Source organism: Nocardia albiluteola (assembly GCF_018860155.1).
GTDB lineage: Bacteria > Actinomycetota > Actinomycetes > Mycobacteriales > Mycobacteriaceae > Nocardia > Nocardia albiluteola.
This window is the reverse complement of the sequence record NZ_JAHKNI010000020.1, coordinates 19,571-41,576: the sequence shown is the minus strand read 5'-3', so window position 1 is coordinate 41,576 and position 22,006 is coordinate 19,571. Positions and strand designations below refer to the sequence as shown.

Annotated in this window: 19 protein-coding genes and 2 pseudogenes; 15 read left to right on the top strand and 6 right to left on the bottom strand. The window is 67.4% G+C overall.

Translation table 11 applies throughout. The features are described from left to right. Nucleotides 1-2: 2 nt before the first annotated feature. Complete coding sequence (locus KO481_RS43685; protein ID WP_245402104.1) at nucleotides 3-443, bottom strand: DUF5994 family protein; 441 nt, start codon at nucleotides 441-443, stop codon at nucleotides 3-5. Nucleotides 444-546: 103 nt separating this feature from the next. Next, nucleotides 547-741, bottom strand: a complete 195-nt coding sequence (locus KO481_RS37800; RefSeq protein ID WP_215923353.1) for a hypothetical protein — start codon at nucleotides 739-741, stop codon at nucleotides 547-549. Between the two features lie 159 nt (nucleotides 742-900). Between KO481_RS37800 and KO481_RS37795 the strand changes: the two genes are divergently transcribed. From KO481_RS37795 to KO481_RS37775, 5 genes are all read left to right on the top strand, one after another. Then, complete coding sequence (locus KO481_RS37795) at nucleotides 901-1,872, top strand: ETEC_3214 domain-containing protein (RefSeq protein WP_215923352.1); 972 nt, start codon at nucleotides 901-903, stop codon at nucleotides 1,870-1,872. 262 nt (nucleotides 1,873-2,134) lie between these two features. After that, entirely contained in the window at nucleotides 2,135-4,081 is a 1,947-nt protein-coding gene (locus KO481_RS37790) for a glycoside hydrolase family 15 protein (protein WP_215923351.1), read from the top strand. Between the two features lie 9 nt (nucleotides 4,082-4,090). After that, nucleotides 4,091-4,306 (top strand): hypothetical protein, encoded by a 216-nt coding sequence (locus KO481_RS37785; protein ID WP_215923350.1) that lies wholly within the window; start codon nucleotides 4,091-4,093, stop codon nucleotides 4,304-4,306. Nucleotides 4,307-4,332: 26 nt separating this feature from the next. Further along, nucleotides 4,333-4,743: a DUF3224 domain-containing protein gene (locus KO481_RS37780; protein ID WP_215923349.1), complete on the top strand. Its 411-nt coding sequence runs from the start codon at nucleotides 4,333-4,335 to the stop codon at nucleotides 4,741-4,743. 32 nt (nucleotides 4,744-4,775) lie between these two features. Further along, nucleotides 4,776-5,531: an SDR family oxidoreductase gene (locus KO481_RS37775; protein WP_215923348.1), complete on the top strand. Its 756-nt coding sequence runs from the start codon at nucleotides 4,776-4,778 to the stop codon at nucleotides 5,529-5,531. A 498-nt stretch (nucleotides 5,532-6,029) separates the two neighbouring features. Here the strand turns inward: KO481_RS37775 and KO481_RS37770 are convergent, their stop codons facing one another. Continuing rightward, the gene (locus tag KO481_RS37770) at nucleotides 6,030-7,211 is read right to left on the bottom strand and encodes an AraC family transcriptional regulator ligand-binding domain-containing protein (RefSeq protein WP_215923347.1); all 1,182 of its coding nucleotides are present in this window, start codon (nucleotides 7,209-7,211) and stop codon (nucleotides 6,030-6,032) included. Nucleotides 7,212-7,328: 117 nt separating this feature from the next. On the opposite strand from KO481_RS37770, the gene KO481_RS37765 reads away from it, so the two are divergent. Continuing rightward, nucleotides 7,329-7,922, top strand: coding sequence for a UbiX family flavin prenyltransferase (locus KO481_RS37765; protein WP_308166934.1), 594 nt, complete (start codon nucleotides 7,329-7,331; stop codon nucleotides 7,920-7,922). Between the two features lie 12 nt (nucleotides 7,923-7,934). Next, nucleotides 7,935-9,422 carry a UbiD family decarboxylase gene (locus KO481_RS37760; RefSeq protein WP_215923346.1) on the top strand — a complete coding sequence of 496 codons (1,488 nt, stop codon included), beginning with the start codon at nucleotides 7,935-7,937 and terminating at the stop codon, nucleotides 9,420-9,422. Between the two features lie 371 nt (nucleotides 9,423-9,793). Here KO481_RS37760 and KO481_RS37755 read toward each other — a convergent pair whose 3' ends face one another. After that, entirely contained in the window at nucleotides 9,794-11,254 is a 1,461-nt protein-coding gene (locus tag KO481_RS37755; protein ID WP_215923345.1) for a protein kinase domain-containing protein, read from the bottom strand. Between the two features lie 296 nt (nucleotides 11,255-11,550). On the opposite strand from KO481_RS37755, the gene KO481_RS37750 reads away from it, so the two are divergent. The 6 genes and pseudogenes from KO481_RS37750 to KO481_RS37725 all read left to right on the top strand — a co-directional run bounded on the left by KO481_RS37750 (nucleotide 11,551) and on the right by KO481_RS37725 (nucleotide 17,928). Next, nucleotides 11,551-12,579 carry a hypothetical protein gene (locus KO481_RS37750; protein WP_215923344.1) on the top strand — a complete coding sequence of 343 codons (1,029 nt, stop codon included), beginning with the start codon at nucleotides 11,551-11,553 and terminating at the stop codon, nucleotides 12,577-12,579. 167 nt (nucleotides 12,580-12,746) lie between these two features. Beyond that, nucleotides 12,747-13,192, top strand: a pseudogene (locus KO481_RS37745) (IclR family transcriptional regulator domain-containing protein); the annotation flags it as partial. A gap of 205 nt (nucleotides 13,193-13,397) precedes the next feature. Further along, a complete protein-coding gene (locus KO481_RS37740) occupies nucleotides 13,398-14,609 on the top strand; it encodes an acyltransferase (RefSeq protein ID WP_215923343.1) in 1,212 nt (403 codons plus the stop codon). 243 nt (nucleotides 14,610-14,852) lie between these two features. Beyond that, entirely contained in the window at nucleotides 14,853-16,070 is a 1,218-nt protein-coding gene (locus KO481_RS37735) for an oxygenase MpaB family protein (RefSeq protein WP_215923342.1), read from the top strand. Between the two features lie 88 nt (nucleotides 16,071-16,158). Further along, nucleotides 16,159-16,374 (top strand): annotated as a pseudogene (locus KO481_RS37730) (CoA-transferase); the annotation flags it as partial. Between the two features lie 189 nt (nucleotides 16,375-16,563). Beyond that, nucleotides 16,564-17,928 (top strand): MFS transporter, encoded by a 1,365-nt coding sequence (locus KO481_RS37725; RefSeq protein WP_215923340.1) that lies wholly within the window; start codon nucleotides 16,564-16,566, stop codon nucleotides 17,926-17,928. 26 nt (nucleotides 17,929-17,954) lie between these two features. Here KO481_RS37725 and KO481_RS37720 read toward each other — a convergent pair whose 3' ends face one another. Beyond that, nucleotides 17,955-19,094 carry a lycopene cyclase family protein gene (locus KO481_RS37720; RefSeq protein ID WP_215923339.1) on the bottom strand — a complete coding sequence of 380 codons (1,140 nt, stop codon included), beginning with the start codon at nucleotides 19,092-19,094 and terminating at the stop codon, nucleotides 17,955-17,957. Nucleotides 19,095-19,252: 158 nt separating this feature from the next. On the opposite strand from KO481_RS37720, the gene KO481_RS37715 reads away from it, so the two are divergent. After that, nucleotides 19,253-20,296 carry a hypothetical protein gene (locus KO481_RS37715; protein WP_215923338.1) on the top strand — a complete coding sequence of 348 codons (1,044 nt, stop codon included), beginning with the start codon at nucleotides 19,253-19,255 and terminating at the stop codon, nucleotides 20,294-20,296. A gap of 199 nt (nucleotides 20,297-20,495) precedes the next feature. Here the strand turns inward: KO481_RS37715 and KO481_RS37710 are convergent, their stop codons facing one another. Beyond that, entirely contained in the window at nucleotides 20,496-21,260 is a 765-nt protein-coding gene (locus KO481_RS37710; protein ID WP_215923337.1) for an SDR family oxidoreductase, read from the bottom strand. A gap of 189 nt (nucleotides 21,261-21,449) precedes the next feature. Between KO481_RS37710 and KO481_RS37705 the strand changes: the two genes are divergently transcribed. Then, entirely contained in the window at nucleotides 21,450-22,004 is a 555-nt protein-coding gene (locus tag KO481_RS37705; RefSeq protein WP_215923336.1) for a cysteine hydrolase family protein, read from the top strand. Nucleotides 22,005-22,006: the final 2 nt, after the last annotated feature.

The following is a 22,006-nucleotide window of genomic DNA, read 5'->3' as shown; positions in this document are numbered from 1 at the left end:
GTTCATGGCCGTCGCTTCTGTGCTGGGTCGATCCGGGCAGCTCGCCCGGCCGCCGCGAGCGCGGACTGTGCCAGGGCCGGGTCGGTGCTGGAAGGGATGGCTTGCAGCACGATCACGGTGCCGTCGATCCCGCACATGTACATGGTGCCGAACAGTTCGAACGGATACCGGTCCAGTCGTATGGTGTGGTCGGCCATGAGGTGGTGCCGGTCGGTCGGTGACCAGGCGCGCGGGTCGTAGACGATGCGCTGTATCGGTCCTGTTTGCGGACGGAGTGCGGTTATGAGGCCGGGGAGCTCGACAGCGAGGTTGCTCGATCGTGGCCACCAGGTCGCGTCAATGTAGCCGCTGGTCTCGGAGTCCGGGCGCAGACGGAATCGTGGGGTGTCAGTGGGCGTGCGATAAAGCGGTGCCGAAGGCGCGCTCTTTGATCGTGGCGTCATCAGACGCTCCTGCCGCGGCCCGCTGGGAAGGCCGGATACCCCAATTCGGGAACGGCGCGATCTCTGCTGGTCAGCGCGCGTGATGCCACCGAATACTTCGAGCCTACACGTCGGTGCGCACCGCGCGAGGCGGCGCAGGCGGCGGCGGACAGGCCCGCTCGCCCAGACCGGCCCGCACCAGGCGCGGCAGCGAGCGGGATTCGGCCGTCGGGGCGGCGTGAAGGATTGCTGCGAGCATGCCCGCGGTGACTGCCCGGTACGGGGCGGACTTGCTCGGAGCCCCTCGACCAGCAGCCACACCAAATCCGCCCGCTTTCGGCGGTTACTACCGGAACCCTGACAGCCCGGACCCGAGTGAGTCTGCCGACGCCCATTCGACCCCTGTGTCGCCGCCGTGGCGTAACCTGCAAAGTGCTTGCACTCCTCAGAGCCATCGTCCGCGTGGATGGAGAGCAGGATGGACCAAGACAGTTCGCCCGACTCTGCCGCACCGGAGGCTGCTGCGGTAGCCGGCCACACCGATCGCGGCGGGGGCAATCCGAACGCGATTGCAGCGAAGATGAAGCATATATGGACGCCATTCAACTTCGGCATCAAAGCGGTCCTGACCATCTCCGGGCTCATTGCGGCTGTGACGCTGATACTTCAGTTCGCACCGACCGTGTGGCACAAATACAACTGGCGCCCCGTAGAATACGCGCAGTTGAATTCTCTTCACGCCGGAGAAAATCTGGAGTACTTCGAGTCCAAGCTGGGGCCGCCCACCCTCACGTACTCGGAGGGCCCCGCCGCGCAGGGATGGCGGCAGATGACCTACATGCGCCGTGAACACTTCGTCGACATCATCGTCGATAGCGCGAGTCGAGTGGAGGCATACTCGGTGGTGTCGTGCAGCCCAGACTTCACTCCTACCCTGACGGCACCCGATGGCTCGATCGTCTCGTTGAACTCGACGCCGCTGGCTCACGCGCAGACAGCAACCGACGAGACGACCGACGAGACGACCGATTCCCTGAACAACGGCCGTTATCTGTCGTACTTTCCCGGGAAGTCCGGCACTAGTCTGAACTCCTATCTCGAAGCAGGCCCGGCCAACGGCTCCGAGGCAGCCAACGAATGGAGCTTCTACGTCGGAATCTCCGCCTTATGTCTCGCAACCTGGAAGCATCCGGATATTTTCGGGAAAATACGCGACTATAAAGGTCGAGTGCTCGATGCTCCACCAGAGGTCAAAAATATACGGGAAAAAGTCGCAGCCAACCTGTATGCCGAAACAGCACCCAGCTCTTCACTTGTGATGATTGATGACGGACGGTTGACCTTCTCCGCGAATAGCAGCCAGAAGTATCCCGAGCCGGGGTTCTACGTGGGCCCCTTCTGGATGTTCATTCCTGGCGGAATAAACCGCGAGGGCACCAAAATCTTCTAGTGCCAGGCCGCCGAGGTCGCGTTCGATGCTGAGCGTGTGAGTGCCGAGAGCATGGGCCCTGATCAGGGCTTATCTCGAACTTCGTCGCAGTTCAGCGCCGCGGCGAGGTCGGGCGCCCGGAACCGGCGGCCGGGGACGTTGTACAGCCGGAGCAGGATGACGAAGTCCGGATCGAGGCCGCGGCTATGGCAAATACAAAGTCGGCCATAGGATCGAAGCAGCGTCCGAACCGGATCGAGCAGGTGACGAATGGGAGCACCGCATGAACGATCATCCGGAACACCCGCCCCGGGTCTCGGCTTTTCCGCGCATCGACGACTACGCGTTCATCTCCGATTCCGAGGTCACCGTCCTCATCGCGCCCAGCGGCGCCATCGAGTGGATGTGCTTGCCCCGGATGGATTCGCCCAGCGTCTTCGGGGCCATCCTCGATCGTTCCGCCGGGTCGTTTCGCTTCGCTCCCGACGACATCACGACCCCGGCCGATCGCCGATATATCCCCGGGACGATGGTCATGGAGACGAGTTGGCGTAGCGGCGAAGGGTGGGCAACCGTGCGCGATGTCCTGCTGGTCGGCCCGTGGCGGCACCAGCAGCCCGGCCGCAGTGCTCACCGCCGCGCGCCCACCGACTACGACGCCGAACACATCCTGCTGCGCACCGTGCACTGCGAGACCGGACAGATCCAATTCGTCCTCGACTGCCAGCCTGCCTACGACTACGGCCGAACTCATGCTACGTGGGAATACCTCGACAGTTACCACCTCGCCCAGGCCGGCGCCGACGGCATCGATCTGCCGCTGCGGCTGACCACCGACCTGCACCTCGGACTCGAGGGCTCGCGAGCAGTCGCCCGTACCCTGCTCAAGAGTGGTGACACCCGCTACTGTGCACTCTCGTGGGGTAGCCGGGCGGCGCCCGAAACCGCCGAAGAGGCCAACGAACGGCTGGTGCGGACCGTGCACCACTGGCGGCACTGGCTGGCCCGCGGCCGGTTTCCGGATCACCCGTGGAGCGCCCAGCTCACTCGCAGCGCCCTGACCCTCAAAGGCCTGACCTTCGCCCCGACCGGCGCCATCGTCGCCGCCCCCACTACCTCACTGCCGGAAACCCCTGGTGGAGACCGTAATTGGGACTATCGCTACACCTGGATCCGGGACTCGGCCTTCGCGCTGTGGGGGCTGTACACCCTCGGCTTCACCTGGGAAGCCAACGACTACTTCTCCCACATCATCAATCTGGCCGAAAATGCCGAGGACATGCAGATCGTCTACGGCATCGGCGGCGAAACCGACCTGCGCGAATACACGCTGGACAACCTTCGCGGGTACGACAACTCCCGCCCGGTGCGTGTCGGCAACGACGCCTATCGCCAACGCCAGCACGACGTCTGGGGTGCAGCGCTGGACTCGGTCTACCTCTACGCCCGCAATCAAGACCAGATCGACGCGCGCACCTGGCCGCTGCTGCGTTGGGCGGTCAAAAGCGCGCTCGCAGTATGGCGCGAGCCTGACCAAGGCATCTGGGAAGTGCGCGGAAAGCCGCAACACTTCACCTCCAGCAAAGTCATGTGCTGGGTCGCCGCCGACCGCGGCGCACGCCTGGCCCGCATCCACCAGGACTTCGAACGCGCTGCCCGCTGGCAACAGGCGGCAGACGACATCCGGGCCGACATCTGCGCCAACGCGGTCGACTCGCGGGGCGTCTTCACCCAGTACTACGGCAGCACGGCACTGGACGCCTCGACCCTGCTCATCCCCCTGGTTCGTTTCCTTCCTCCCGACGACGAACGGGTACGAAAAACTGTGCTCGCCATCGCCGACGAACTCACCAACGACGGACTCGTCCTGCGCTACCGCACCGACGAAACCGACGACGGCTGTGCCGGGGAGGAAGGCACCTTCACGATCTGCTCGTTCTGGCTGGTGTCCGCGCTATCGGAAATCGGCGAGAAATACCGTGCCAAGCAGTTGTGCGAAAGACTTCTCGGCTACGCCAGCCCATTGGGCCTCTACGCCGAGGAGATCGACCCCGTGACCGGCCGGCACTGGGGCAACTATCCCCAGGCATTCACTCACCTCGCGCTGATCAACGCCGTCATGCATGTCGTGCGGGACGAGCAGATCGAGTTGCGCACGGCGCTCGGTGGAGAATCCATCGCGCCTCGTCTCGACGATGCGACGCTCACCAGCGGATACATCCACATCTGAGGACGCCCGATGCCGGGAGCGCTGCCAGGCGCCACGCGGCGGCGCGGGATCTCGGTATCGGTACTGGTGGTTCAGCTCTGCGCCAGCGTCCAGGCCCTCTGGTGGCGCACCGGCGCGGCCCCCACCCACGCGCTGCGGCTGGTGCTTCCTGACGCGTTCGGTCCCGGCCGTGGCACCGGCGGTCCTATCCGGCACCGCGATCCTGCTGCGACGCTGGGTGCCTGACACCTACGGCCAGATTGGAACTTCCTGTGAGCACTCCCGAAACCACCCACGCCGCCGCTCGGATCACCGTAAACAAGTACGAGCCGGCCGTTTACGACGAACCCGCCGAGGGTCCCGTGCTGACCCGCATCCACGTCGAGGAAAGCTTCAGCGGCGACATCGACGGCGACGGGGTGGTGGAGTTTCTGCAGTCCGCCACCGCCGACGGGGGCGCCAGCTTCGTCGGCATCGAGCGGGTGACCGGCACGATCGCCGGCCGGGCGGGCACCTTCCTGCTGCAAGACCAGGGCACGGTGGCCGGGAGCATCGTCAGCGGCGACTGGTTCGTGGTGCCCGGCTCGGGCACCGGCGATCTGGTCGGCCTGCGCGGCACCGGCGGATTCAAGGCGAATCTCGGTGAGGGCGCTGAGGTCTGGCTGGACTACTGGTTCGAGTGAATCCGCAGCGCCAATCAACCCGAGGAGCTCTCATGTCCGAGAACCCTGATCAGGCACTGACCGGAAAGGTGGCGCTGGTGACCGGCGCCGCCACCGGCATCGGCAAGGCCATCGCGCATGCGCTGGCCGCGGCGGGCGCGCGAGTGGCGATCAATCACCCGCACACCCCGGAGGTGGCCGCGGCCGCCGTCGCCGAGATCACATCGTCCGGCGGCACGGTCATCGACCTGGCCGCCGACGTGCGCGACCGGGACGAGTATGTGGCCATGGTGGACCGGCTGATCGACAGCTACGGCCGCTGGGACATCCTGGTGAACAATGCGGCGGTGGCGATCACCAAGCCGTTCGACCAGGTCACCGCCGAGGAGTTCGACCTCAGCTTCGGGGTGAACGTCAAGGGCGTGTTCAACGGCCTGCAGCTGGCCTGGGACAAGCTGGCCGACGGTGGGCGAATCATCACCATCTCCAGCTCGACCACCGCCCTGATGCTGCCGGGCTATGCCGTCTACGACGCCACCAAGGGCGCGGTCGAGCAGTTCACCCACATCCTGTCCAAAGACTTCGGCAAGCGCGGGATCAGCATCAACACCGTCAGCCCCGGCGCCACCGAGACCGAGACCTACCGCATCGGCAAGAGCCCGGAGTTCCTGGCGGGCCTGGAGGCGCTGAGCGCCTTCGGCCGGCTCGGCCGCCCGGAAGAGATCGCCGCAGTGGTCACCTTTCTGGCCTCCGACGTGGGCGGCTGGGTGACCGCGCAGAACATCCGCGTCAACGGCGGCACGGTCTAGCCGGAGTTTTGCTCTACGGCGTGGTCGCGGCCCGGCGGGTTTCGATGCTTGCTGGTTTGCTGGGGGGTCTTGATGTGCACGTCGTAGGGGGTTGCTGGTTTCGGCGACCGGGTGGTCTGCCCGGTCCGGGTCGTGAGGGTTTCGGTCCACCGGCGGGACAGGTGATGTTTCCGCGGAGGTGCCGAAACCCTCGTCGGACGCGGGCGGGTGTAAGTCGTTGCGGGGCAGCGGGTTTCTCCCGCCGTCGTCTCGGGTCGGCGGCGAGGTCGACGACCGAGTGCCACAACCACACCGGTTTCGGTATCGCCCGGAGGGCAATCGTGCGATGTCGAGCGGATCGCGGTGCCCTCGATGGCCGGCAGCTGCCCCAGCTCGGCGACCCAGGACGAGCGGTGCGTCAACCTGGGGTGCAATCGATTCCATGATCTCGCCGCGGCCGGGCCGTAGAGCGTGCCCTTCGTTTGGTCTCGAAAGTCCTTCTGTCGCAAGAGGACATGATCAACCAAGGGCATCATTCACGATCGACCGAGGTACGTCACCGGCGCAGGCCACAACCCCGGAGCTTGAAACTGAAGTTAGCGCCGGAGGGTCGATGGCGGCCGCTGCGTGCGGAGCGGCGGCGATCACCGTCTTCGTCATGGCGATGCTGTCCATCTGATCTTTTGCCGCTATCACCGCACGCATTCCGTCCGCGCGGGGGACGTCCTGCCACCGTCGTCGCGCGCGGCGCAGGGCCCGGGCATCGGAGTACCCGACTCGGCGGGCAAGTGCCGCACTGCTGGGCGCGGTGGCAGCCGACTGCTCGGTGGCGGCGCAGCGCGCTCGATCCAGTTCTTGTCGCCAGCTGGTGCCCGATTCGGCCAGCCGGCGCTGCAAGGTACGGGGGCTCACCAGCAGGCAACGCGCCACCGTACCGAGCGACGCGTCACCCGTCTGCAGCGCCTCGGCCAGGCAGCGCTGCACTCGCTCTGTCCAGGGCACGTCGTCCAGGATCGGGGTGGACAGCGAATCAGCATGCCGGCGCAGGATTTCCGCGAGCACCGGGTCGGCGGTACGCAGCGGCAGCGCCAGATCGCGCGTCCGGAAGGTCATGCTGTCCACCGGGGCGCCGAATTCGATCCGGGTGCTCCCCAACGCCTCGCGGTAGGCGCGCAGGCGGCGAGGCGGATTCTCGCGCAAGGTGATTCGGATCGGCGTCACAGGCTCGCCGCTGGTGTGCCGGATCCGGGCCAGGGTGCTGGCATAGGCGGCCTGCACGGTCAGGTGGGCGCCTCTGCCCTCGCCCTCGACCAGCTGGAGCACCGTGGTCCGCTCGTCACCGTCACCGTCACCGCCTTCGTTCACGTCGTAGATGTGGTTGGTGGTCATGCTGCCGCCGTGTGGCCGGACCGCCGCCAGCCCCGCGGCCACCGTGGGTGCGGTGGCGAACAGATAGTCGTAGATGCCGAACCGGCCGATCCGATAGGTGTCGGCGATGCGCAGCCCGACCTCCGACGCGTCCTGGTGGTGCTCGGTGCATTCCCACAGCCGCAGATAGCCCCGGCTGGAGATCATGCCGTGCTCGCTGGTCAATACCGTCTCCGGTAGCGCGGCCTCGCGCAGCAGCAGCCGGTTGTCGACGCCCTGGCCTGCCGTTTCCAGCACGCAGCGGGCGAGTATTGCACTGTAAGCGGGGTCCACCGGACCATCCTAGGAAGTTCCACCGACAGTCCGCCCACCAATACATGACATGTTCGGTTCCCCGCCCGGCGTGAACGGTCCTATGCGCCGTCGCGCCCGCACAGCGACGCTGGAGCGGTGTCGGAAACAAGGGCCGGACAGCCACCACGGCTGGTGATCGGAATCAGTGGGGCGACCGGGATCGCCTATGGGATTCGCGCGCTGGAGTTGGCGCGCAAGGCCGGGGTGCAGACCCATCTGGTGGTGACGCCGGCCGGGCAGCAGACCCGCGCCTACGAGACGGAACTGTCCGCAAGGGATCTGGCGGCGATGGCGGACGTGGTGTACCGGCCGGCCGACATCGGGGCGGCCATCGCGTCGGGTTCGTTCCGGACGGCGGGAATGCTGGTGGCGCCGTGCTCGATTCGCACGCTGTCGGCGATCGCCTACTGCAACGGCGACAACCTGCTCACCCGGGCGGCGGACGTGACGCTCAAGGAGCGCCGCCGGCTGGTGCTGCTGGTACGCGAAACCCCGCTCACCCTTGGGCATTTGCGGGCGATGACCGCGGTCACCGAGATGGGTGGCGTCGTGATGCCACCGGTGCCCGCGTTCTACCTGCGACCCGGCAGCATCGAGGAACTGGTCGACCACACCGTGGGTCGCGCCCTCGATCTGCTGGGCATCGACATACCGGACCTGGCCCGCTGGGGCGAGGACTCGATCGACTAAAGGAGAACAGCTGTGAAGCATCTGAAGAGCCTGCGAGATTTTCTCGCCGAACTGGAACGGATCGGCGAGTTGCAGACCATCGACCACGAGGTCGACTGGGACCTCGAGATCGGTGCGGTCATCCGGCGATCCTATGATCTGCGGGCCCCGGCACCGCTTTTCACCAACGTCACCGGATATGGCGACAGCGGATTCCGGGTGCTGGGCGCGCCCGGGGCGTTCAGCGGCCCCGAGCATCAGCTGGCCCGGATCACCATGGCGCTCGGGCTGCCCGCCAGGGCGCACGGCCAGGAGCTGATGGAGGCGCTGGTCGCCGCCCGGAGCAAGCCGGGCATCCCGCCGGTGGAGGTGCCGCGCGACACGGCACCCTGCAAGCAGAACATCCGGCTCGGCGACGACGTGGATCTGACCGCGTTCCCGGTTCCGCGCATCCACGGTAACGACGGCGGCCGATATATCGAGACCTGGGGCATCAACATCGCCCAGACCCCGGATGGTTCGTGGACGAACTGGTCGGTCAACCGCATGATGATCCACGACCCGAAGACGCTGGCCGCCTTGATCGCTCCGGTGCAGCACCTGGGCATCGTCCGGTCCAGGTGGGCCGAGCTCGGCAAACCGATGCCGATCGCGCTGGCGCTGGGCGTCGAACCCGGGCTGCCGTTCGTGGGCGGCATGCCGTTGCCGGAGAACGTCTCCGAATGCGATTACATCGGCGCCTATTTCGGCGAGGGCATCGAGGTGGTGCGTGCCGAAACCGTCGACCTGCTGGTGCCGGCCACCGCGGAGATCGTGATCGAGGGCTATGTGGCGCTCGAGGAGACGGTGATGGAGGGGCCGTTCAACGAATTCCCCGGCTACAACGCGACCGTCGCCTCACCCAAGGCGCGATTCGACGTCACCGCCATCACCTATCGCGACGGCGCCATCCTGCCCGTGGTCGCCGCAGGGCCGCCGGTCGAGGAGGACCACACCTGCACGGCCACCATGCACGGCGCGGAGCTCCTCTACCAGCTGCGGGAGGCCGGGCTGCCGATCGCGTCAGCCTGGCACACCCCCGAGGCGGCGATGCACTGGCTTACTCTGTCGGTGCGCAGCGATTGGCACGAGACGCTGGGCATCTCGGCCGGTGAGCTCATCGATCGGATAGCCGAGGTCGCCTTCACCGGCAAGGCATCGGTGAACGCGCCGAAGATCCTGGTGGTCGAGGACGACGTGGACATCACCAATATCAACGAGGTGGTCTGGGCGTTCGCCACCCGCTCGCATCCCGACCGTGGCGAGTTCCACTACCGGCACCGGCTCAGCGACGATCTGCCGATCTATCTGGACGAGGAGGAAAAGCGCACCTTCATGGCGGGCAAGGTTATCTTCAACTGCCTGCTTGCCGACCTGTATCCGGAGGGCGGCCGCCCGGTGAAAGGCGACTTCGCACACGGCTGGCCCGTCGAGATCCAGCAGCGCGTGCTGTCCAACTGGCAGAAGTACGGGTACCGCTGAGGAAGCGGCAGGCCTGTTCAGGCGCTCGGCGAGCAATGTTGCGGTGCCGGGGTTTTCGGTGGTCACCTCGCGGCTGGCCCGGGCTGACATCGTCGGTGCAAGGGCTGCTCCGCCAGCAGTCCGACCTGGTGCCGGCGATCGCTGATCGGCCTGCCTCGCAAATACTTTCGTCGCTCACTGCGAGGCAGGCCGTCGGTGTTCCCATGCGGACTGCATAGAGAGACGAAGTGGGTCAACACCTCACGACGCATCAAGCTTCGACTCGGCCGCGTTCCAGATCGCGGCGGCCCGTCAGAGGTTCGCGTCCGGCGGACAGGCTGAACGGAGGAGTTGCGGGGCCGGCGGTCGGCGGGGCTGCCCGGCAACCACGATTACTTCGCTGCCGGAAGATCCTTCACCAGCACACTCGCCATCCGCGTGGCTTCGGCACAGATATCCCCCTTGTGATCGGTAGAGAGCTTGGCCGCGGCGCCGAAATAGATGGGGTTGTCGGGTATATCGAATCCGATCGTGCAGTAATCCGGGTCGTTGGTGCGATGGAAGAGTACGGCGGGGCGTCCGCCGACGGTCACGTTCTGCGGGTTCAGCAGGTTTTCGAGATCGAAGGACTCGGGAAACGTATGACCGGCGATGGAGTCGATCTCCAGCATGTACCAGTCGTCACTCAGCCAGGTGCAGGTGGTCTTTCCGCCCTTTTTGTCCGCGCCGACGTCGGGCGTCTTCTTCTCCGGATTCAGTCCGGCTGCCCGCGCATCGGTATCGGATATGGAACACGGGTTCCAGGCGACGTTGGCGGCCGACGTCGGTGCGGCGCTCGACGTGCTCACCGCTGACTTCGACGGGCCCGAACTCGCGAATACTGTGACAGTAACTCCGATTCCAACCGCTAGCGCGATCACCAGTCCCGTGCAGACACCTATGACGACCCGCTTGCGCGAGGCGGAACGCACTGATTGCGCGCCGGCTCCGATGGCTGGGTCCACGGGTCTGCTCGCGGCAAAATTCGGGACGGTCAGTGCGTGCCATGCGGCCGTCGCGAACTCCGTACACGACGCGAAACGTTCCTCGGGCCGTTTGGCCAGTCCTCGCGCGAGTACCGACTCGAGTGCGGGCGGCAGGTCCGGGCGGATCGCGCGGATCGGTGGCGGCGGCTGCTGCAGGTGACCCGCGATGACCGCAGCGGTATTCGTCGACTGGAACGGCGTCCGGCCGGTGAGCAACCAGAACAGCGTGCAGGCCAGCGAATACTGATCCGCGCGTCCGTCGAGGGCGATGCCGGACAGCTGCTCGGGCGAGGCAAAAGTGATCGTCGCGTTGACCGAACCGGTCTGCGTCAGGTGACTGGCGTCGTCGCGGAGCCGGGCGATGCCGAAATCGGTGAGGAATACCCGCTCGCCCCCGGCCGCGTTGGCCAGTAGGATGTTCGCCGGTTTGACGTCCCGGTGCAGGACACCCTTCGCGTGGGCGTAGTCGAGCGCGGCCGCGATGTGCCCGATGATCTGCACCGCACGCTGCGGCGGGTAGCCGACCGGGTCGACCGACGCGGCGTCGACACCCTCGATGTACGGCATGGAAATCCACGGCTGCCCGGCCTCGACACCGCGGTCGAAGACCGTGACGATGCCCGGATGATCGAGGTTGGCAACAACATCGGCTTCGCGTTCGAAGCGGGCGCGCATCTCGTCGTCGGCGAACAGTTCCCGATTCAACAGCTTGAGTGCGACCAAACGCGGCAGTCGCGGGTGCTGGGCCAGATACACCGAACCCATGCCGCCGCGGCCCAGCACACCCCGAATGGTGTAGCCCGCGAAGACATCACCCTCGTTCAACATCGAGTAATCCAATCATGCTTGCACCCTTGGCATCCGGACCCTGACGCCTGCAGCCGTGGCTACCCCCGCCCGGGAATGCCTCCCGCCCTTGCGAACGCGAACACGATACTGGAGTTGCGCGATTCCCGTACCGCCCGGCCGGGCGAAGCTCGCGCGTATCGGTCTACGATGTTGTCGATCATGCGGGGGGACCGTCGGCAGGCGCCTCGGCGAGCGTAACCGGGACGGGGAAACTCATGCGGCGGCAATCCATGCGCGGCACGGCATTTCGGCGAGCCGCACACACGGTGGGGATATTGCTGACCATCGGTGCACTCGCGGGCTGTTCGGCGGGATCGCACCCCATCGCCGGCACCGCCACGCCGATGGAGCCGGCCAAGCCCACGAACGCGGCCGAGCTCATGACAAAGCTGCGTGCGGTCGACCCCTGCTCGGTGTTCGACCTCGACACGGCCAAACAGTATGGGCCGCAGGTGAAAGCCGTATCGGTACCGGGGAACGATCTGGATCAGTGCACCCTGGAGGCCCTGACCGGCGACAAACCCAGTGCGGAATTTCACATCACGCTCGGCGGCGGTCCCAGCACGGGAATCGACGAAAACGGCATTCACCTCGATGATCCCGAGCGTACGGCCGGCAGGGACGGCACCGTGTACGACCGCTGCGATTCGTACTATCCCTCCGCGCTCGAGGATTTCGGCTACGAACTCCACACCACGCTGTACACCCCGCCCGGGCAGGTACCCACCGCGAGTCCGCAGCATGCCTGTGTCGCAGCGAAAGCCATGATCCTGGCGATGCGACCCGCACTCGACCGACTCGCCCCGGTCGCACCGACACTCGGACAACCGAGCCTGTTCGGCAAGAACCCCTGCCGCACGGTCGATCAGGTCGCGCGCGCACTACCCGGCGCCTGGCACGCCGGTTCGAAAAATTGGATCGGGCCCTACTTGTGCACCAGCGGGCTCACCGACGACGCGTCCCGGACCGACGTGGTGGTGGAGTTGCGGTTCACCCGGAACAACCCGATGAGCCCGGACCCGGCACAAGCGCGAGACCAGCGCTGGGTGACGGTAGCCGGACTGTCCGGTGTGGAGGCCCGGCAGTACAACGGCGGCTGCTTGGTGAGCCTGAGCTACAGACCGGAGTCGAGTCACGGAACCGGCGACGCCCACCTCATCGACATCACCCTGAGTTTCGCCAGGAAGGGAACCGGGTCGGACCCGGTACCGGATACATTCCAGAGCCCGACCTCGCCCCCGTTCGACTCGTGCGGGCAAGCCGAGCGGGTGGCGCCGATCGTCGTGGCGGCCGCACACAACTGACGCTCAGCACGTAGCGCCGCCGCCGACCACGGGTCCGGGCTGTAACATCTCCGGGCACGCCGAGCGCTTCCACGTCTACGCCGTCGACATGCCCGGCTGGGGTGAGTCCGTTGCGGTGACCGTCGGCCGGCTCGATCATCTCGACGCCGCGGAGGTCATGATGTCGACTCGAGCGGACCGAGGCCGGCTACCGGCTCGGTGGCTACCTGTTCGAGTTGGGGATGCGCGCCTCGGTGGAGCGGAGCCTGCTCGAGGTCGCGATCCCGTTCCTCGAGGAACTCAACGGCCGCATCCACGAGACGGTGCACCTGGGCATCCTCGACGGCACAGCTACACGCCCCGCACGCTGGTGCAGCCGGGCACATTGCGCAGGCAGCTCGGCCGCATCGCGACCGAGGGGGTCGCCTACGAATTCGAGGAGTCGACACCGGGACTGGTGTGCGTGGCCGCGCCCGTCCGCGAGGCCGATCGGGTGGTCGCGGCGATCAGCGTCGCGGGCCCCTCGCACCGATTCCACCCGGAGGCACACGCCGCGGCGGTGCGCGCGGCCGCCGACGGCATCGGAGTGACCCTCACCCGGCGTGCGCGGATCGTGTCGGCCTCGGACGAATGACACGGCGGGCCCTGCGGTGCGCGGTGCTTGCCCGATGAAGCGCTAGTATGTCCCGGCCGGAGCGAGTAGTGCGACACGGTCGATGTCCGGGGGGCGATGCGTGTCGGGAACGAATGTCGCGATAGTGCAGTCGATTCGAAGATTTCGTGGAGAAGTTTCGCAGGATCGCTTGGAACCATGATCCGGGGCCGACACGAGGATGTGGATGACGACGCAGGACAATCGGACAATCGGGACGGCGGCGGTCACCCTCGCCGAGCCGCCCGCGGACCCGCCGCAGCCGCGAAAGGCCAAGCGACCGTACCTGTATCAGATCGATCTGTTCCGCATCCTGACCTTCGCCTGCGTCATCGCGGTGCACGTGATCACCGGCGCCACCCCGGGCAATGTAACCGCCAACGGCGTGGAGGCGCTGCTGCACTTCACCCGCGAGGCATTCTTCGCGCTGACCGGATTCGTCCTCGTCTATCAGTACGGGCACCGGCAGTTCTCCGCGCGCGCGTTCTGGCGGCGGCGATTCGCGCTGATCGGCATCCCGTACCTGGTCTGGTCGGTGTTCTACTGGGGATATTCGATCGTCCTGCAGCAGTATCACGAGACCGTCGGGCAGTCGATTCGGCGGCTGGGCGTCGAGATCGTCACCGGCGAGGCCTGGTACCAGATGTACTTCCTGCTGGTCACGATGCAGGTGTATCTGCTGTTTCCGCTGCTGGTGCGGCTGCTGCGGGCGACCGAAGGCCGGCACCGCTGGGTGCTCGCGGCCAGCGGCGCCCTGCAACTGGCGATCCAGTGGGCGATCGTGCATCCGCCGGCGCTGAGCGGTGCCCCGGCAACGCTGTGGACTCACGTCTACGTCATCGTGTTCGCCTACCAGTTCTATATCGTGCTCGGCGCCGTGGCGGCCTGGCACCTCGACTTCGTCGACCGGGCGGTGCGCCGGTTCGGTGCGCTGTTCGTCCTGGGTGCGGTGGTGTCCGCCGGGGTGTCGGAGTGGGACTATTTCCGCTCCGTCGGGCGCGGCATGGCGCCCGAGGTCGCCAACGATGTGTTCATGCCGCACCTGATCGTGTTCTATGTGCTGACGATCGCGGCGCTGTACACGGTCGGACGGTGGTGGGCCACGCGACGGACGGCCGATTCCGTCTCGGTCCGGGCAGTGACGTATGCGTCGGATCGGTCGTTCGCCGTATTTCTGTTGCACCCCTTGGCATTACAGCTGATGGCTCCGTGGGTCGTGCCCATGGTCACCACCATGGGGACGCTCTGGGGCACGACCGTGCTGTATGTCTGTGTCGTGGCGATATCGCTGGCGACGGCGGAAATCGCGCGCCGCGTGCCCGGCAGTCTGTGGATGACCGGGCGTCCGATGGTTCGCACCGACTTCTCGGGGATCGTCCGCCGGTTGCGCACCGTGTAGGCGGTCCGGCGGCGCTGATCGGGGGCGGGTGTGGGCCGGCGGGCGGGCGTACCCGACATCGGCCGCGTCTGTCGGGGCCGGACACTCGCTGCCGAGTACGGGTGAGCCGCGCGCTCTCGATGTAACAATGTCACTAGTTTTGATGCATATTGACGCAGAGTAACGCGACTTCTATCTTTGATGCATGGGTCAGGCGGCCGCCGAGGCGACGCTCGGCCGAGATATCGGTTCGAAGGAGAGCCCATGCATTCGGATGTCCCGCTGCGTCATCCCGTCGCGCCACGCCGCGTCCCGGGGGTTGGTCCCTTCGCTCGGGTGATGGGCCTGCGCGGGCCGTCGCCGGAACAGTGGCGCGAGCTGGGGGAGGCCCTGACCGTAGGCGACGCGCCGATGGACGAACTCGTCGAATGGATGTACCGGGAGGGTATGGATCGCACCCGCCCCCTGTTCGAGCGAGCGTTGTGCGAGGGCATCGCCGCGGTGCCCGAGGCGCCGGAACCGTTGCGGGACTTCTTCGTTCGCGTCGAGACGCCGCCGCCGTGGCTGGATCGGGAGCTGCTGGCCCGCGGGGAGCGGTTCTTCCGGAGCGGCGGCGCCGACGGGCTGTACATCGCGCGCGACGTGGCCCTGATCGGCGGCTACCTGGCCTCGGGATTCAACAAGACACTGGTGCGCACCGGCGCCCTGGAGAAGGGGCCCGCCAAGCGATTTGCCGAGACCCTGCAGTGGGCGCTGGACGTCAGCTCCGAGGAGGGCATGTCACCGCTCGGGCGCGGCTATCGCTCGACGATCCACGTCCGGCTCATCCACGCGCTGGTCCGCCGCCACGTCGCGCAGCTGCCGGACTGGCGGGCGCGGGAGTGGGGGCTGCCGATCAATCAGACCGACATGGCCGCCACGCTGGTCGGGGCGTTGATCTCGCCGGTGCTCGGCGGGCTGGTGATGGGAATGCTGGCCCCGCCCCGGGATCTGGCGGCGGCGGCGCACCTGACCCGGTACGTGGGATACCTCATCGGCGTCGAGGATCGATTCCTGCCCAACGGTTTTCGCGACGCGGTGCGCATTCTGTACCACTGCCTCGCCGCGATCACCAATCCGGACGAGACCACCCGCCAGCTCGCCGCCCCGATGGCCGACGACCCGCTGGGCTGGCACTACCCGAATCTGCCGGGATTGCGGGGCCGCATCGCCCGCTCTCAGCACCTGTCGGTCACCAGCGTGTTCCTCGGTCCCGCGGCCATGCGCACACTCGGCCTGCCGCCGTTTGTGCTGCCGTGGTATCCGTTGCTGCGCCTGCCCGTCAATCTCGTCCGGAGCGTCGCGACGCAAATTCTGCCCGGTGGCATGGATCGGGCGGCGATCGCCGGGCGGCGCAAGCAGGAAGCGTTCCTGCACAGGCTGATCGGTGAGGATGCTGCGGTGATCGGAGACTCGGCCCGTCACATCGCCAGCGCGGCCTAGCGTGTGTCGCCGACCGTGCGGCAACTCCGGCCTGCCTGTCGATTGCTCCGGTCCTTCAGCGCGCGGTGGCCGTAATCGACTGTGCGGGGTGATCGTCATGATGGAGCACCTCACCCGCCGCGGCGAACCCAAGATCCTCGCGGAGTGCACCCTCCCGCTCACCGGCAGTGTGCAGCGCATCATCACCGACCTCGCCGTGCTCGACGTGACATCCGAGGGGCTGGTGCTGGCCGAGACCGCGCCGGGTATCGACGTCGAGCGGGTGCTGGCGGCCACGGGCGCGCCCGTACACGTCCCCGCCTGAGCCGCAGCGCCTTTCGAACGCCTCGGTCGACATCGAAAGGCGCCCACCGGGGTGGGGGACAGCCCTCGATCGGGTATCACTCGATGCAGAATCGGTGTTCGACCGGTATCGCATTCAGCCCTTAACCTGCTGACACACCCAAGGCCGGGTGACCCGGCGCACAGCGGCCGGGATGGCAGGAGGACGACGATGCTCACACCCGAACCGGCCGCCGTGGCGGCCGTGGACGCCGCCGCCCCATCGGTCCGCACCCGGCGGATCCCTACCCGGTTCGTGGTGCTGGGACTGATCTTCGTGATCACCGCGGTCAATTACGCCGATCGCAGCTCCCTGTCGATCACCGGCAGCAGTGTGCGGCACGAACTGGGCTTCTCCGCCGTGCAGCTGGGCTATATCTTTTCCGCGTTCAGCTGGGCGTACGTGGTGGCGCAGCTGCCGGGCGGCATGCTGCTGGACCGCTTCGGCGCGCGCCGGGTGTACGCGGGCAGCCTCGCGCTGTGGACGCTGGTGACCGCCGCGACGAGCCTGGTCGGCCTGATCACCACGCGGGTGGTGGTGGCGCTGGTGCTCGTATTCGGATTGCGGCTGCTGCTGGGGGTATTCGAGTCGCCCGCCTTCCCGGCCAATGCGCGCGTCTCGACGGTGTGGTTCCCGACCGCGGAGCGCGGCACGGCGACCGCGGTGTTCAATGCCGCCCAGTACTTCGCCACCGTGCTCTTCGCGCCCGTCATGGCCTGGGTGACACACGAATACGGGTGGCGCTGGGTCTTCGTGCTGCTCGGCGCGTGCGGGCTGGCGCTCGCGATCGTGTGGTGGGGGTGGATGCGGCCGCCGCGCGACCACCGGCGGGTTACGCCGAGCGAACTGGAGATCATGATCGCGGGCGGCGCGCTGGTCGACATGGATTCCGCGGCGGTGACCGCCGAGCGCGCCCGGATCGACCGGCGCACGCTCGCACGGGTTTTCGGGTCCCGGCCGCTGTGGGGCGTGTACGTGTTCCAGTACGCGGTCAACGCGCTGACCTACTTCTTCATCACCTGGTTCCCCATTTATCTGACCCAGGCCCGGCACATCTCGCTGGTGCACGCCGGATTCCTGGCGGCGTTGCCCGCGCTGGCCGCCTTCGTCGGCGGCCTGTTCGGCGGCCTCGTCTCCGATGCGCTACTGCGGCGGGGGATCTCGCTGACCGCGGCCCGCAAGGCCCCCGCCGCCCTGGGCATGCTGGCGGCCACCGCGATCGCGCTGGCCGACTTCACCGATAGCACCACGGTGATCATCGTCATCATGACCGCGGCCTTCTTCGGCAAGGGCATGGGCGCGCTTGGCTGGGCGATCACCACCGACATCGCCCCGCCGCAGGCAGCCGGCTTCGTCAGCTCCGCCATGAACGGCCTGGGCAACATCGCGGGCATCGTCACGCCCATCGTCATCGGATACCTTGTCCAGCACACGGGTTCGTTCAACCTGGCACTGGGTTTCGTCGCCGCCCACGGCATCCTGGCCCTGGCCGCGCTGGCGGGTATGGGCCCGATCCGCCGGGTCCAGTTCGACTGAGTGGCGGGTAACTCCGAGACTCACCGTCAGTTCCGCAGTGCCGGGCCCACAGTGGCGGTGGCCAGGATTCGGCGGATCCGCCAGGGCATCGCCGCGAAGAGGGCGGTCATCGCGGCGGCGGTGCCCTTCATGTCGTCGATGCCGGAGAGATAGGCGCGCTGGCGGGCCGGCGGGAGTTCGAAGAACGCGTCGAAGAACGCGGGGATGTCGTCCGGCGGTAGTGCCAGGAGCGCCCGCAACCCAGCGGTGCGCAGCGTGTGGACAGCGCGCATGGTCGAGGGTCGCCGGAATGCTCCCGCAAGCCTTGCGGATTCGGTGCCGGAAGAGTGACCACAGGTCCGGGCGAGGAAACTGTCAACAGCGGACAGGGTCGCGGCGACGCTGTAACCCGTTGCGGGATGCAGGTATCCGCCCGCTGCGCCGAACCGCCGAGCGCCCGGACGCCCGCCCTCGAGCGCGAATCTCACGCGTTCGTCCGGTTCGGTGCCGTCGAATTCGATTCCCCGGGAACGCAGCCGGGCATGGAGGCGGTCCCGGAGCTCGGTCGTGGTGATTGCGGGGCGTCCAGCGAGGCAGGTCTCCTCGAACAGCATGCGATCCGGTCCGAGCGGCACCGCATAGAGGAACGAGCGAGGTGTGCCCGGACGGGCGCCGTTGTCGGAACGCCAGTCCATGAAAATCGTCTCGTGACGCGGATCACGGTGTAGGACAAGCCCGTACGCGGTCTGCTCCGCGCGGTCGGGGAAGCGGGGCACACCGCGGGCGTCGATCACGCGGCGCGCGGACAGGATCTCGCCACCCGCGAGCCGCACCGATTCGGGCCCTCGCCCGGGCCGCCAGCCGGTGATGCCCTCGACGCGCCCCGCGATCACCCTCGCGCCCGCAATGTCGAGCGAATCCCGCAGTGCCGCAGTGGAGAACACCACATAGCGCCGATCGATCACGTAACGTCGCGAACCCCAGGCCACCGGGCGCGGCGCCGACGCGGCGATCACCTCGGGCGCGACCCAGCCGGGCAGCTCGTCGGCCCACGCCGCATAGGTCGGTGTCCACCCGCGGTCCGGATGCGGGTCGACGACGGTCACCGCGAGCCCGCGCGCGAGCGCGCGATGCGCCAGGGCGCGCCCGGCGGGGCCGAGGCCGCAGATCAGGAGGTCGGGGGTCACACCGTGATTGGATCAGACGCGCGGGCGGACCCGGTGTCGCGGCCCGGATCTCGGATGCGTCGGATCGGACATCTCGGGTATGGTCTGCGCGAAGAAGGCCCGGGGGACGACCGCGACAAGGGAGCTACGGCGCCCCGGGGAGCGGAAGGCGGCTTGTCATGACATTTCCCCCCGGTTCGGGCCCGCACGGCGGCGATCCCGCGCAGCCGTCGGACGCACCGGTCGGGGAGTCGTCCGCGGACGAGCAGCAGGATGCCAGCTGGTGGGAGACGAGGGGAAAGCTCCCGGAGGCGGACCACACCACCGGTCCGCAGGACGCGTCGGCCTGGGGGACGGGCACATCGCCGCAACAAGGCTGGGCGCAGTCCGGCGGTGCGCCGCAGGCCGCGCCGGGATTCACCGGAGCTCAGGCACAACCGTACGACGCGGGCTGGGGGCAGACCGCCGCAAGGGCGCAGCCCGGCTACCAGCAACCGGCGTACCAGCAGCCGGGCTACCAGTCCGGCTGGAACGCCCAACCCGGTTATCCCGGCGGATTGCCCGCGACCCCGCAGCGCCGGACGGGCCTGATCGTCGGAATCGCGGTGGGCGTGGTCGCGCTGCTGGTGATCGGCGTCGCCCTGGTCGTCACGTTCACCAGCCACGACAGCACCCCCACAGCGGCCCCGAAACCTCCGGTGGCTCCCGCGACCGGCAGCGCGACGCCCAGCAGCACCAGCTCCTCGGCCGCGCCCACGCCCCCGGCCTCGTCCGGGCACCTGAGCTACACCGAATACGCCAAGAACTGGAACTTCAAACTGGATTCGGTTCAGCTGCACGCGGATTGGGTGCAGGGGCGGGACGATTCGACCTGTGTGCCGGTCGAGTCCGGCACCAAGTTCACCGACCTGGGCTGCCGCTACACCGCGGAGCTCGTGTACCGGGCCGAGGGCGGCGCGCTGATGCTGACGCAGTTCGTCATGGGCATGTCCGATCCCGCCAAGGCGGCCGCGGCCGTGGGCAAGTACTCCGATGCCGACCTGAAGCTGCGCCCGGGCACCTACATCGGCCACTTCGCCGTCGGCAAGTGGCAGGGCGGTGCCCAGGGGCAGTTCCTGGTGACCACGCTCGTGACCGCCACCTCGGCCGTCCCCGAGGCCACGGCGGCGAAATACCTGCACTACATGCAGGCTGACATGGTCAGCGCGCTGATGTGGAGGTAAGCGGGTCCAGCTCCACATGCGAAGCGCTGGGTGACCCTTCATAGGTGGATAGGAACTGATGGGAGTCAGCTCCACATGCGAAGCGCTGGGTGACCCTTCATAGGTGGATAGGAACTGATGGGAGTCAGCTCCACATGCGAAGCGCTGGGTGACCCTCGATACGTGAATAGGAACTGACGTGGATAGGAACTGATGGGAGTCAGATGCCGCCGGTGGCCAGCAGCCCGCCGTCGACCCGCACCACCTCGCCCGTGATCCACGCGGCCTGATCGGAGACCAGGAATCCGATCAGCGCCGCCACGTCCTCCGGCTTGCCCAGGCGCTTCATCGGATAGGTGGCCGCCAGCGCTTCCTCGTTCGCCGAGTACAGCGCATCGGCGAACTTCGTCTTCACCACCGCCGGCGCGACCGCGTTCACCCGGATCGAGGGTCCCAGCTGCCAGGCCAGTTCCTCGGTGAGCCGGATCAGCGCCGCCTTCGACGCGCCATAGGCCGAGATCACCCCGCTCGAGCGCAGGCCCGCGACGCTGGCCACGTTCACCACCGCGCCGCCGTTGTCCTTCATCCAGGTCCGGTAGGCCTCCTGCACATACCCCAGCGCCGCGACGACGTTGACGTCGAAGATCTTGCGCACCGCGTCGAGGTCGGCGTCCATCAGCGGCCCGTAGGACGGGTTGATACCGGTGTTGTTGATCAGGATGTCCAGCGACCCGAACTCGGCCACCGCGGTCGCGACCTGATGGGCCCGCGCGGTCGAATCGCCCGAATTCCCGGCCACGGCAACGACTTTCCCGCCGTGCCCGAGCGCGCGCAGCTCCGCCGCGGCCTGCTCCAGCGGCTCGGCCTTGCGCGCGCTGATCAGCACGTTCGCGCCGCGCGACAGCAGTTCGGCCGCGACCGCCAGCCCGATTCCCCGGCTGGCCCCCGTCACCAGCGCGCTCTTGCCCTTCAGATCATCAGTCATACCCGCACGCTAGCCCATCGCCGCGGCCCCCGGACAGGTGCTGCTACCGCCCGGTATTTTCGCGCGCCCGCCCGTTTCGTGCGGGTAGTGGTCTCCGGTGCGGCGCAGATCCACCCGATCACCGGGTAGGCTCGCGCTTCCGGCTATCCCTTCCGCCGTAGCGAGACTCATCATCGACGGGATTCAATCATGACCACAGCGCTGATCATCGGCGATATACAACGGGGCATCACGGGAAGCTACCCGTTCGCCAAACAGGTCGTGCCGCCGCTTACCGACCTTCTCCCGCGCGCCCGTGCGGCTGGCACGCTGATTGTGTTCGTACGCTTCGCCTTCCGGGGCAATGGGGCCGATCTGCCGCCAGGGAACGCGCTCTTCCGATCGTTCTACGAGGCTGGGGACGATTTCCACGAGGGGTCGGCCGGAACCGAGATCGATCTGCCAGTTGCCGACGGTGACGTCGTGGTACTGAAACGACGCGCCAGCGCGTTCGCGGGCACGGATCTCGACCTGGTGCTGCGCGCCCACCGCGTCGACACTCTGGCGATCGCCGGCGTCGCGACCAGCGCAATGGTTGCCGCGACCTGCTACGACGCGGCGGATCGTGACTACCGGGTGACCGTGCTGCGTGATGGTTGTGCAGACGGCGACCCGGCGGTGCACGACTTCTTCATGGACACCGTCTTTCCCGGCCGGGGGTTCGAGGTCGTGGAGTGCGCTGGATGGAGCAGAGAGGAACGATGATC